Annotated in this window: 11 protein-coding genes; 8 read left to right on the top strand and 3 right to left on the bottom strand. The window is 42.7% G+C overall.

Annotation, left to right across the window (positions count from 1 at the left end):
* The first annotated feature begins 7 nt into the window (after positions 1–7).
* The 4 genes from AC1DPK_RS27550 to AC1DPK_RS27535 all read left to right on the top strand — a co-directional run bounded on the left by AC1DPK_RS27550 (position 8) and on the right by AC1DPK_RS27535 (position 4,201).
* Entirely contained in the window at positions 8–823 is an 816-nt protein-coding gene (locus tag AC1DPK_RS27550; RefSeq protein WP_477512267.1) for an alpha/beta hydrolase, read from the top strand.
* A 233-nt stretch (positions 824–1,056) separates the two neighbouring features.
* Positions 1,057–1,776 (top strand): SDR family NAD(P)-dependent oxidoreductase, encoded by a 720-nt coding sequence (locus AC1DPK_RS27545; protein WP_477512266.1) that lies wholly within the window; start codon positions 1,057–1,059, stop codon positions 1,774–1,776.
* 48 nt (positions 1,777–1,824) lie between these two features.
* Positions 1,825–2,634, top strand: coding sequence for a type II pantothenate kinase (coaW, locus tag AC1DPK_RS27540; RefSeq protein ID WP_477512265.1), 810 nt, complete (start codon positions 1,825–1,827; stop codon positions 2,632–2,634).
* A gap of 124 nt (positions 2,635–2,758) precedes the next feature.
* Complete coding sequence (locus tag AC1DPK_RS27535) at positions 2,759–4,201, top strand: serine hydrolase domain-containing protein (RefSeq protein ID WP_477512264.1); 1,443 nt, start codon at positions 2,759–2,761, stop codon at positions 4,199–4,201.
* 86 nt (positions 4,202–4,287) lie between these two features.
* Here the strand turns inward: AC1DPK_RS27535 and AC1DPK_RS27530 are convergent, their stop codons facing one another.
* Complete coding sequence (locus tag AC1DPK_RS27530) at positions 4,288–5,070, bottom strand: phytanoyl-CoA dioxygenase family protein (RefSeq protein ID WP_477512263.1); 783 nt, start codon at positions 5,068–5,070, stop codon at positions 4,288–4,290.
* 116 nt (positions 5,071–5,186) lie between these two features.
* On the opposite strand from AC1DPK_RS27530, the gene AC1DPK_RS27525 reads away from it, so the two are divergent.
* Positions 5,187–6,065, top strand: coding sequence for a helix-turn-helix domain-containing protein (locus AC1DPK_RS27525; protein ID WP_441881947.1), 879 nt, complete (start codon positions 5,187–5,189; stop codon positions 6,063–6,065).
* Between the two features lie 105 nt (positions 6,066–6,170).
* Positions 6,171–6,479, top strand: coding sequence for a hypothetical protein (locus AC1DPK_RS27520; protein WP_477512262.1), 309 nt, complete (start codon positions 6,171–6,173; stop codon positions 6,477–6,479).
* A gap of 102 nt (positions 6,480–6,581) precedes the next feature.
* On the opposite strand, the gene AC1DPK_RS27515 is transcribed toward AC1DPK_RS27520, so the two are convergent.
* Positions 6,582–9,620, bottom strand: a complete 3,039-nt coding sequence (locus AC1DPK_RS27515) for a family 43 glycosylhydrolase (protein WP_477512261.1) — start codon at positions 9,618–9,620, stop codon at positions 6,582–6,584.
* Positions 9,621–9,851: 231 nt separating this feature from the next.
* Here AC1DPK_RS27515 and AC1DPK_RS27510 point away from each other — a divergent pair, with 231 nt between their 5' ends.
* On the top strand, positions 9,852–10,220 hold the full coding sequence (locus AC1DPK_RS27510; RefSeq protein WP_430063168.1) for a DUF4180 domain-containing protein: 369 nt from the start codon (positions 9,852–9,854) through the stop codon (positions 10,218–10,220).
* 45 nt (positions 10,221–10,265) lie between these two features.
* Here AC1DPK_RS27510 and AC1DPK_RS27505 read toward each other — a convergent pair whose 3' ends face one another.
* Positions 10,266–11,144 (bottom strand): DMT family transporter, encoded by an 879-nt coding sequence (locus tag AC1DPK_RS27505; RefSeq protein WP_339208446.1) that lies wholly within the window; start codon positions 11,142–11,144, stop codon positions 10,266–10,268.
* Positions 11,145–11,292: 148 nt separating this feature from the next.
* On the opposite strand from AC1DPK_RS27505, the gene AC1DPK_RS27500 reads away from it, so the two are divergent.
* A complete protein-coding gene (locus AC1DPK_RS27500) occupies positions 11,293–12,171 on the top strand; it encodes a LysR family transcriptional regulator (protein WP_339208447.1) in 879 nt (292 codons plus the stop codon).
* Positions 12,172–12,273: the final 102 nt, after the last annotated feature.

Below are 12,273 nucleotides of genomic sequence, written 5' to 3'. Positions count from 1 at the left end.
GTATACATTGACAACTCCGATTGTAATTTGGCCAAAAGGTGCACCGCATCTGATTAGCGAAGAACCGCAGGGAGATCCAACATTAACTCCTTATTTGGTTGATAGTGATGTTCCTGCAGCAGCTGTCATTGTATGCCCGGGTGGTGCCTATGGCATGCTCGCAGATCATGAAGGCGAGCCTATCGCTCGATGGTTAAACAATCTCGGCATTTCTGCTTTCGTGCTGAAGTATCGGTTCGCGCCTTACAAGCATCCTGTTCCAATGCTTGACGCTCAGCGTGCCATCCGTTATGTACGTCATCATGCAAAAGACTGGAATATTGATGCGGAACGAGTAGGTGTGATAGGTTTTTCCGCAGGCGGTCATCTTGTGTCCACAGTTGGAACACATTACGACAGAGGGCGAATGGGGGATCTTGATCCAATTGAGAGGGAAAGCAGTCGTCCTGACTTGCTTATCTTATGTTATCCCGTTATCAGTTTTGGAGAGTTCCGTCATCATCATTCCATGGTCAATTTGCTTGGGGAATTTTCTTCTGAGGAGCAAAGACGTGACTTATCCAATGAGCTGCAAGTAACGGCGGATACACCACCTGTTTTTCTGTGGCATACGGCAGACGATGAGGCCGTTTCGGTGGAGAACAGCCTTCTCTTCGCACAGGCATTAAATAGGCATCATGTTCCTTGCGAACTGCATATGTTCGAGAGTGGTCCGCATGGTATGGGATTAGCCGAGAACGATGCAAGTGTCGGAACGTGGACATTGCTGTGCAGGGAATGGTTGAAAAAACGAGGCTGGAGAGTAGCGGGAAAAGCTCCATAAATATAGTTTACAACGTTGAAAACAAGCAACAGCTCCTATCGAATGATGATAAGGAGCTGTTGCTTGTTTTTAGTTGATTTCTAATAGATGGTGGCCGAGCTGGAAAAGGATCATGGTATTGTAGTACGCCCCGCCTACTCTTATAGACTTGATTTTCTCATTAATTAAACATTATTATATATTAAGTATATGAATATAATAGTGATAATGAAATAAAACCATGGGAGGATTATATGAAAAATTTTATTATTTTTGGAGCGAGTAAAGGACTCGGTGAGGCATTCGTTAAAGGATTACCGGAAGCGGGAGATAACGTATGGATAGTTTCCAGAAGCTGTCCGAATGGTTTGGGACTTAACGATGGTGTTCATCGCTATTGGATTGAAGCTGATCTAGCGTTGAATGAAGCAAGCGATAGAATTGCGAGTAGATTACATGATGTCGTCATAGACGTATTCATATATAATGTTGGGATATGGGAAAGCAAAGGATTTATGGATGACTATGATTTTGAGAAGGATGATCCTAACGAAATTGTTAAAATTATAAATGTAAACGTGACCTCTGCAATAACTTGTGTCCAGAAGCTGCTGCCGAATTTAAAAAAATCAAACAACGCAAAAATTTTCTTCATCGGATCTACATCAGGTCTTGAAAATAATGACAGTACACAAATTTCATTTGTTGCCTCGAAATTCGGATTGCGTGGAATAAGCAATTCTTTGCGTGAGCATGTGAAGAAGTACGGAATAGGTGTAACCTGTATAAATCCAGGCGAAATTGCAACTCAGATCCCATATGAAGATGGAATAGAGAAGGTTTTATCGGCTTATAATGGGACACAGATCCCCCTTCAGGATATTGTATCCTTGGTTAAATGTGTGATGAATCTCTCAAGGGCTTCCTGTGTGAAAGAAATAAATATTCCAGCCATGCTCAGCTCGAGTGTATGATTGTACGGACAAAGCATGTTAATGGGAGAAAAGAGATGACAAATCAAGATGAATATTGGAATTGATGCTGGCGGGACACTTATCAAAGTCGCATATATGAAAAATGATCTGCTCGAATTTGAAAAGTTTCCTATTGCTGATTTGGAGCATGTGGCATCTTGGATAAACGGATTAGATAACATTAAGATCTGTACGACAGGCGGTAAAGCCACTTTTTTGAGATCGTTATTAAGTCAAAAAGCTGAACAAATCGTTGAATTTGAAGCAACATCGAGTGGTGTGCGACATCTTCTTGCAACAAGTGGAATAACGGAGGAGTCATACATATTAACCAATGTTGGCACCGGAACTTCAATTCACCGTATAGACAAAAGCGAGCAGCAGCGCGTCGGCGGTACCGGGGTCGGCGGCGGCACCATGATGGGGCTATCACAGCTGCTTACAGGAATAACTGACTATGACAGCATTGTACCTTTAGCTGCTAAAGGTATACGAGATCGTATAGATTTGAAGGTAAGTCAAATTTATAAGGGGACAGTGCCCCCTATACCAGGAGATTTAACAGCCAGCAACTTCGGGAATGTTGACCCCATGGTATCGAAAGCAGATTTGGAAAAAGAAGAACTGCTAGCTTCTGTCATTGGAATGGTAGGGGAAACGGTGGCGACCGTTAGTGTTCTTGCGGCTGGACAATACGGCGTATCCTCTGTCGTATTCATCGGTTCGTCGTTTATTCGAAATGAATTTCTTAAAGATGTGGTACAAAGCTATACGAGGCTTAGAGGGGCAAATCCTATATTTCTCGAAAATGGGGAGTATTCAGGTGCCATCGGCGCTTTGCTGCATGTGAGTAAATAAACTCAGCTAGTAAGTATGTTATTTATGAAAACATGGTTCAACGAGACATCTATGATAGCGCTAACAAAAGTGCTTGCCAGTCCTCTGAAGTTGCAGTAAGTTAGTAGTATAAAGGAGGAATGAAATGATGGAACGGACTACTCTTCATTTACCCAGAAGTCAGCCGGAAACACAAGGAATACCCTCCGCTGCTGTAATTGCCTTTTTAAATACTGTAAAAGAGAAAAAGCTGGAACTGCATAGCCTTATGCTGCTTAGACATGGACAGGTAGTAGCAGAGGGATGGTGGAAGCCTTATGCATCGGATATTCCTCATATGCTGTTCTCGCTTAGCAAGAGCTTTACCTCAACTGCCATGGGTCTCGCTGCTGCAGAAGGGAAATTGTCGTTAAACGATGCGGTTGTATCGTTCTTTCCGGAGGATGTTCCAGCCGAGATAAATTCTAATTTAGCTGCGATGGAAATCCGTCATTTGCTGATGATGGGAACAGGCCATGATCAGGACACAACAAGTAAGCTTCAGCAGTGTGAAGATGGAAATTGGGTCAAGGCGTTTCTGGATGCTCCTGTAGAGCATGCACCTGGTTCACATTTTGTCTATAACAGCGGGGCTACATATATACTGGCAGCCATACTGCAGAAGGTGACTGGTCAAACGCTGCTTGAATATTTGCAGCCGCGGTTGTTTGAACCGCTTGGCATTGAAGGTGCGACATGGGAATCTTGTCCTCGGGGAATCCATGTTGGAGGGTGGGGGCTAAACATTACCACGGAGGATATTGCTAAGTTTGGCCAGCTATATTTGCAGAAAGGCTTGTGGAATGAACAGCGTCTGCTACAGGAAGATTGGGTTGATGAAGCGACGTCAGCACAAATATCCAATGGAGACGGTGGAGTGAGTGACTGGGCGCAAGGTTATGGCTACCAGTTCTGGCGATGTCGGCACGGAGTGTACCGCGGTGACGGTGCATTCGGTCAATTTTGTGTCGTGATGCCCGAGCAGAATGCGGTGCTGGCAATGACAAGCGGTACAAATGATTTGCAAGGTATTCTGGATGTGGTCTGGGATCACTTGCTCCCAGCAATGGAATCATCATCACTTCCTGCAAATCAGGATGCATATTCGAAGCTTGCGGATGAATTGCAGCAGCTAGCGCTACCGCTGCCGCAGCTGCCGCCGGATTCACCATTGGAAGCCATCATTGACGGCATTGAATATACGCTAGAACAAAACGAACCGCTTTGGAAAAGCATTTCTATATCCTTCGAGGCTAATAAAGCCGTCTTCCTTCTGAGCAAGGAGGATATTGAATATACGATTAAGCTTGGTCGAGGTGCCTGGGTAGAGGGAACGACGCCTCTGTTTCAGGGAGAATATCAACGCTTCGTTGGCAGCTTTGCCTGGGAGCAGGAAAACACGCTTCAGTTGACCTTGAGGTTAATCGAAACGCCTTTCTCTATTCATGTCCACATTCTATTTGATGGGGACAACATTGTATTAAGTCAAAACTCAAATGTATTAGCTGAAAAGTCTGAAATTCGTGGACGGAAAACGGAAGTGAAATAGTTAAAAGCCGCATTGAATGCGGCTTTTTTTTTTGAGATAACTGTGATTAACGTGACATTATTGATAAGTTGTTTGATATTTATCTTTTATGCTAGCTTCGGGAACAATCCGCCTTGTATGCGGTCCCCAGCTGCTAGACCCAATCCTTCCGTACAGCTGTGCGGCTTTCCGCTAAATATTGTGCCATCCGGCATGAAAATAATAGCAAGCGCGCGCCGCGGTTTATCAGTATGATTGGCATTCGCATAATGGAACGTCAACCCGTCATGAAAGGTACAGCTTCCGGCTTTCATACGCACGACCACCGCAGTGTTTCTATCCACGTCTTGAGCTCCTGCATCGGCAAATATATCATTTGGAGCAACTAAGTCGATGCTTTTTAAATTTTTTATTTTTTGCGATTTTGGAACAAACATCATACAGCCGTTGTTCTCATCCACATCATCCAGCGCGATCCAAATAGAGAATGCTCCGCTTTCCTGCATCGGCCAATATGGCCAATCTTGATGCCAAGGCGTTGGTTTGGAATCATTCGGCATCTTCAAGAGGGCATGATCATGAAATAAACGGATTCCTTCAAATCCAGTAAGCTGCTTGCCCATATCTGCAAAACGATTGCCTAACACGAACCGGGCCATCCCGCCATGATCTCTCCATGTGTTTACACGCTGATTCAGCACTTTGAAGTAAGAGCCGCCAGCTTGGTCCGTCTGAATGGAACGCCCTGTAGTATCACTCATTGTTTCTTCCAAATACGTCCTCAGTTCTTGCAGCTCGTCCTCGGAAAGCACATTATCCACTTGAACAAAACCGTTTTCCCGATAAAAAATGATTTGCTTTTCCGTCAAAACCCTCTTATCATTCAACATAACCATTCTCCCTTTTATAGAAAGTACTTAGGTTTACTTTACGACAGGGAGCCGTTCGAATTCTTGGATGATCTACAAAAAAAGTAGGACGATCTGCTAAGGAGGATGGACTTGAATTGTCTATTCTAAATGGAAATGCTTTTTTCGAGGACAGAGAGTTTCCTTTTTTTATACAGCGCTATCAAATTAAAAAAGGTGAGGTCATTCCTGCGCATACACATGATTTTGTTGAGCTTGTGTATGTGGTTAAGGGCGGAGCGCTGCATGAAATGGCCGATCAACGATATCCGCTAGCAACCGGTGATGTATTCGTCATAGAGCCGCAAACCTATCATGGCTACTTTAATACCGATGGGGAAGAAACGATCGTATACAATCTGCTATTTGAGAAGCAACTGCTTCAGAAGGAATTGGGCGTCCTGCTGCAAATACCCGCCTTCATCAATTTCTTTTATCTCGCTCCTTTTCTAAGGAAAAATGCCTCTTTTGTACCGTATATTTCATTGAACGAGCATCAGCGGGGGCAATTGGAATTTCTTCTCCAAAAAATTCACAAGGAGTTTTATGAAAAGCCGGTAGGTTATCAGCTCGTCATAAAAACAAATTGGATCGAGTGTTTGGTATTGTTAAGTCGTTATCAGGATAACAACGAGAACAATACTAATAGTCCGCTGCCGAAAGAGGAATGGATGAGTTCTATTTTGCATTTCGTAGAACAAAATTATCGACAGCCGTTATCGTTGAATCAGCTATCCCAAACCTGCGGCATGAGCGTATCATCCTTCACGGCAAAATTTAAGAAAGCGACAGGCATGAGCCTCATGGACTACAAGCATTCCCTTCAAGTCAGGCATGCTTGCGAATTGTTGAAGGATCATCGCAACAAGGTTGTACATGTCGCATATAGTTCCGGATTTCAAGATGTCAGCTTCTTCAATCGGATTTTTCGCAAACACATGAGTATGACGCCAAGACAGTTCCGCAATGGATTGTAGCGTTATTATGGCGGAATTGGTTGAATATCTGGAAGCAAGAGTGTAAGGTTAATGATGCTGGACTAACTGGCTGATCAGCATAAGAACAATAGTGGAGGTAACTTTATGAGTCAACGCTATAGAATTACAAGGACAATGCAAGAGCAGAACCATTTGGAGCAAAACATATCTTTGGAAGAGTGCAAAAGTTATTTTGCTGACAAACCTGATTTTTCGTATACATCCGTTTTCACTGTAAAAGGGGAAACTACGATGTCTATTGATGGTGATTTTTTTATGTGGAGCTATGGCGATATCACAATCCCGTTCAGGCATTATCAGGGAGATATATATGTGTCCGGAACGAATGAAGCCGTGATCCCTAAGATGATTGAGGTTGCGAGCGAATTGGGTGCGGACGTGGTGGAAGGGTAAGAAGCAATATTTTATGTAATATCGTGAAAAATAAAGCCTCCTATCCGTAAAGTAATTTTACTGGCAGGAGGCTTTTTTTAATTGATGATTGAATGGATAACTTTATTGTACAATCGTTTTTGCAATAAAGGCTAGATCAACAATATCGATGACGCCATCATGGTTGATATCTGCTTTTTTGATCGCATTCCAATCAGGGCTAGTTGAATTTTTGCCATAGCTGGCTGCTGCAATACCAAGATCACCAACGGTCACTTTTCCATCTGAATTCGTGTCTCCTGATGTTGGGACATGGACTGCGTTTTTAAATGCTTGCAGTGCTTGATTCAAGGCGGTAACCGCTTGATTAATTTCCGCTTGGTTTACAGCTTTATCGGCTGCTGCTTTGGATGCATGAATCGCTGCTTGCAAAGCGGCTTTGGAACCAACAGGGTATTGTCCTGGCGAACTGCCTTCTACAGCTGCTTGAACGGCTGCCTCTGATTGTGTAATTAAGGCATTCAAAGCTTCTTTGTTCAGCTCAATCGTGCTCGTGACTTTAACATTATGCGTGACAAGAGCAAGTGTGGTCTCCACGCCTGCTGAATTGGCAAGCTTCGCTTGTGAGAGAGTGATATTTGTACTTGATGACTCTTTAATTGCTTTCCAGTTTAATTTAAGCAATTCTCCATCGGCGGTGACAGCATGGTCTGCACCTTGACTTGCAAGCAAAATCCGAATTTGTCCGGGAACGTCCGTTTTAGAATCAATAACGATAAGACCATTCTTTATGGACTCCGCCGAAACAAATGCGAGCTTGTCGGCATCATAATCAAATGTGAGATCCTGAGCATAAATGGCATCCTCTGATTTAGTCGACACATGCGTTAACCCGTAATTTACTTCGAGGCTTTCGCCTAATGAAAGGTGTGAAGCACCTGTAAGTGTCCCCGTTAATTCGTCTTCAGCAGGGGGATTGAGGTTAGGAACATCGGCTTTATACATCGTCAAAAAGTCCAAATTCACATTGCCAATCGAACCATTATCAATACGATAACTGATCACATTTTTGCCAGCCTTTAAGCGTAAACGCTCAGAAGCGGTAAACCATTCATCCCAGCTGATCGCCGTTTTATCTGGGCCAATCGTTTTTACTTGTATGCCATTTACATATACATTGATGTTTGCTCTTGCGGGCAACTGTGTCGTAGGATTATTTGTAGATTCACCATCGACCTGCACACCATAAGCGTATCTAACACCCACGATGTAATCACCATCTTCAGCTGCATTCACTACAAAACTGGCTTCTGCACCAGCTTTTTTGGGCAGGTTAATATAACCTGTTCCTTGATAATTTGCATGACTGTTGTCTTTCGTAATCTCACCATAAAGAATAGCATCTTCAGCTTGATACATATCTCCGAGTCCTAAATCACCAGAAGGCAAGTCCTGCCATTCATATGGCGATACAGGGATACCGAAATGAGGTGTTCCATCTGCATTCCAACCAAATTTTTGAATATTGACCTGCCGCCACCAGTTGCGCCCAGTATCTTGATATACGCGCGAATGATAAATCATCCAATCTTCCTTGCCATCTGCCGATTTGACAAAACCTGCTCTGGCAGGGCCGGAAACATCATCTGTAGCAACGAAAATATCATTTGTGCGCGTCCAAGAATCCGGGTTCAAAAAATCGCCATCGGTATTCATAAAATAAGATAAACGATAGCCATTTGATGCATAATCACCTTCGGACATGGTAATAAATACTTTCCCATCCTTTTGCAATACACGAGGGCCTTCACCGCCGCCGCCTGGCAGGAAGGAGCGGTCTGCTGTAATGGTATAGGGGTTATCCATTGGCGCAATTGCCGGGCCAATAGGTTCGCCGGAGCCTAACGTGCCCCAAACTGCATACAGTTGTCCTTTGTAGTCGAAGACCGTGAAATCATTGGCTTGTTTATAAACGCCGTTTTCACCTGCATAAATGGCGCCTTTATCTACGTACGCTCCTTGCGGGTCGTCTGTCACAGATTCCAGAACCGTCGCCATATGCTTGTAATCAAACTCTTTTAAGTCAGCACAATAATAGATATACCATTTGCCATCAAAGAAGAAGAGTTCAGGTGCAAAAATCCGAGTTTGTGTTCCTTGGGAATCGAATACCATAATTTTTTCGCCTTGGTCTAACAGGGTACGAGACTTGGATACATAAACTTTATTGTTGGAGTCTAAATTGCTTGAAGAAACAAAGTAATAAAAACCATCTTTGTACGTGACAAAGGGGTCCTGTCCTTGATACAGCGGATTGTTAAATTTATCAGATACGGAGGAGCTTGTAACTCCCATCTCTTTCATAAAGTCAGAACGGGCAATCGATACGCTCTTAATGGCATCATCGAGCAAACCAACCTTATCTAAATCACTAATTTCTTTGTCATCAATAGTGGCAAGCAGCTCTACCGCAGTTATTTTTGCAGAGCTTAAGTTGTTTACTACGCTTTCTGCTACTTTGTCCGCAAAGTTTTCTGTTAAGTAATCTACCTTTTGAATTTCTGCGGTCAAATCAGCTTTTTTAGTCGTGAGTACACGATCTGTAGGCAAATAAAGTGCTGATTCAGGCACGACCTCTCTGCTTTGGCTAGCGCTTTCCCATTCCATCTTAAGCCAAGTGCCTCCCCAGCCTTGCAAGTATTCAACTTTAATATCGTAATGCTTGCCTGCTTCCAATGAAATGGAGGTGCTAACTTGTGGTTTTTCCCATGCCTGCTGCCAGAAGTCAATGATCAATGCTCCATTAACCCATAGTCTGAAACCATCATCACCAACCATATGGAAGGTGTAGTCTTCTGAATATTTTGGAACAATTGTACCTGTAAAACGTGCTGTATTGAAATCGGGTGTTCCTGAGAGCTGATTGAAGATGCTTGCAAAAGAGTCGCCGTTTAGATTGGAGACCGCTCTTTCTCCTCGAAAATCATTAAAATTAAAAATAGTAATATCTTCACGATTGTTAGGGTTCTTTTCACATTTAAAAAACTCGCCCAGCAATCCGTGACCGTCCACAGCTGCATTAGCAGCACGAGCATTTGCGGGTATAACAATCGTGCCTGCAAAAACAAACATAGCCAAAAGTATTCCTAGTACTCTTTTCATCGTTAAGCCTCCTGATTTCTCATTCTTATCATGCAAAGTAGGGAAGTATTGCTCCACAGCTGCTTCTCAAATTACCTCCTTTTCTCGTCCTATTGTTTGCTTCAAATTTACCATTTTTTATCGATTATAGATTTGTGAAATACGGGCTTTTTTTGCGTTTTTCTGTCCTTTTATTTATCAGATGGAAGGTTTGTGTTAAAGTATGGAATATTAGCGAAAGGTGGAGTAATGATGGAAATAGAAATTGATCAGAAGGGGAATTCCAAAGTTGCGATTATAGAGAGCACAGAAATTGTAGTAAGCGACGTGCAAGGGGCACTGGACTTGATGGCAACAGTGAATTATACAGATGGCTGCCATAAACTATTGATCCATAAAGCGAATATAACAGAGGAATTTTTTGATTTAAAAACAAAGCTTGCCGGGGAGATTTTGCAAAAGTACACGAATTATCACGTTAAAATCGCAATCGTTGGAGATTTTGATGGTTATGAAAGCAAAAGCTTGAAGGATTTTATTTATGAATGCAATAAAGGCAAGCAGGTTTTCTTTCTAAAAGATAAACAAGCTGCACTCGACGCACTGCACAATGTCAATTAATGCTATAAAGAAAAAGGCAGCCAAAGGTAATTGGCTGCCTTTTTCTCATGAAACAGCTAGCTGCTTCTGTTTCTTATTGCTACCGTGCCATCCGGATACGAGAACACCGAGTAATACAAGCGCTGCGCCGATATAACCTTTGAATGGCAATATTTCATTGATGAACACAAACCCGAACAAAGCTGCAAACAGCGGTTCGAGCGAAAAAATAAGCCCGGTTCGGATAGGAGTCGTATATTTCTGAGCCAAAGGCTGAACCACATAGCCAAATGCACTGCACACGATACTTAATACGAGTACGGCTACCCATCCTTCTGATGTATGAGGAAGTTTGGGCGTTTCGAATAGAAAAGAGAAGAACAAACCATAAGCACCTGCGAATCCCAATTGTAAAATGCCTAAGTTCAACGTATTCGTTGTTTTCGCCGCAGAATCGGTAATTAGAATATGTATGGCATACAATAGGGCCCCCATAATACATAAGAAATCTCCCGGATATATTCTCAGCTCGCTGTTTAATGTAAGAAATCCAATACCTATAATAGCAAGGCAAACCCCAATGACGAGGCTAAGCTTAAGTTTTTTCTTGAACACGGTGACATAAATTAAAGGGACAAATATAACGGTTAAGCTAATTAAAAATCCGGCGTTAGAAGTTGTGGTCGTTTTTAGACCAAACATAATGCCTGTAAATACACCAAATAATAATAATCCAAGCAATGCTGCATATTTTAACGTCTTCAGGTCGGTATGACGCAAGCTTTTGTGGAAGAGGGCGGCCGATAAAAGGAACGCAAACCCGCAGCGAAGAGCAATCAAATTAAATTCTTCAATCGAATTCAGTCCCAGCTTCATAAAAATATAGGATGAACCCCAACATAACGTAATCATTAAAATAAGAAAATCGGCTTTCAGCGGCTTCAATCTGTACCATCCTTTGTTTAGCAAGTGTTAGTAATCGAACCGGGTGGATACCAAGTACTAACACAGTATACTAAGGAAGGATTAACAAGTATATTGAATGTTTGTTATGATATACATTAGTAAATCTCATGTTAAAGGCGGGCTATCGATGAGTATAAATAAATACGAAGTTTTCATGAAAGTAGTTGAACAAGGGAGTCTGACTAAAGCTGCTGATTTGCTAGGATTCACGCAATCGGGCGTAAGTCATATGATCAAAAGCTTGGAAATAGAATTGGGTTTTGCCCTGCTGCTCCGAGGACGGTCGGGGATAAAATTAACGGCAAATGGAGAGCAGATGCTAAAGCCAATTCGTGAAATATTAAACTGGAACGAACAATTGAAGCAGGTCGTGTCATCGATTCATGGTTTGGAGGCAGGAACAATTCGTATAGGCACCTTTACGAGCGTATCGGTTCATTGGCTTCCTGGCATGATTAAGCAGTTTCAGAAAGAGTATCCGACCATTGAAATTAAGCTGATGGAGGGCGATTATCAGGAAATAGAAAGCTGGATTGAAGAAGGTCAAATTGACTGTGGCTTCATATCTATTCCAACTCGCGGCACATTTGAGGTTATTCCTCTAAAGAAGGACCGAATGCTGGCTATTTTACCGCTGGATCATCCTCTAAGTGAGCTGTCCTATTTGCCTTTAGCCAAACTCGAAAATGAGCCGTTCATCATTTCGAGTGAAGGTTCTGATTATGATGTCAGACGGGTTCTGGATCACGCATCGATTAAACCCAATATTAAGTTTTCGCTAGGGGATGATTTTGCGATTATTGCCATGGTGGAGAATGGGCTTGGCGTCAGTATCCTCCCTGAGCTTGTTCTTCAAGGGCGCGACCATAAGGTGTGCGTGATGGAACTCGAGGAGCGCAGCTACCGTTCACTCGGAATTGCCGTCCAATCCATGAAAAATGCATCACCTTCCGCAAGGCGATTCGTGAATTATGTCCAGCAATGGTTGGAGAATTGGGAGCAATAAGAATCAGGCTGATCGAACGAAAGAACAGGAAGATAGTAGAGTTTAAAGGAATTTCATAGTAAAATATACTAAAAATTAAATAACCGAGGGGGTTGCTGGCTG

The sequence above is a fragment of the Paenibacillus sp. 01T424 genome, assembly GCF_056398745.1.
The sequence above is the reverse complement of the archived record's forward strand: the minus strand, read 5'-3'. Positions and strand labels throughout refer to the sequence as shown.

Coding starts and splice junctions, on each gene's coding strand:
- AC1DPK_RS27545 (WP_477512266.1), top strand. CDS start 1,057: ATGAAAAATTTTATTATTTTTGGAGCGAGTAAAGGACTCGGTGAGGCA.
- AC1DPK_RS27520 (WP_477512262.1), top strand. CDS start 6,171: ATGAGTCAACGCTATAGAATTACAAGGACAATGCAAGAGCAGAACCAT.
- coaW (WP_477512265.1), top strand. CDS start 1,825: ATGAATATTGGAATTGATGCTGGCGGGACACTTATCAAAGTCGCATAT.
- AC1DPK_RS27500 (WP_339208447.1), top strand. CDS start 11,293: ATGAGTATAAATAAATACGAAGTTTTCATGAAAGTAGTTGAACAAGGG.
- AC1DPK_RS27530 (WP_477512263.1), bottom strand. CDS start 5,070: ATGTTGAATGATAAGAGGGTTTTGACGGAAAAGCAAATCATTTTTTAT.
- AC1DPK_RS27535 (WP_477512264.1), top strand. CDS start 2,759: ATGATGGAACGGACTACTCTTCATTTACCCAGAAGTCAGCCGGAAACA.
- AC1DPK_RS27510 (WP_430063168.1), top strand. CDS start 9,852: ATGGAAATAGAAATTGATCAGAAGGGGAATTCCAAAGTTGCGATTATA.
- AC1DPK_RS27515 (WP_477512261.1), bottom strand. CDS start 9,620: ATGAAAAGAGTACTAGGAATACTTTTGGCTATGTTTGTTTTTGCAGGC.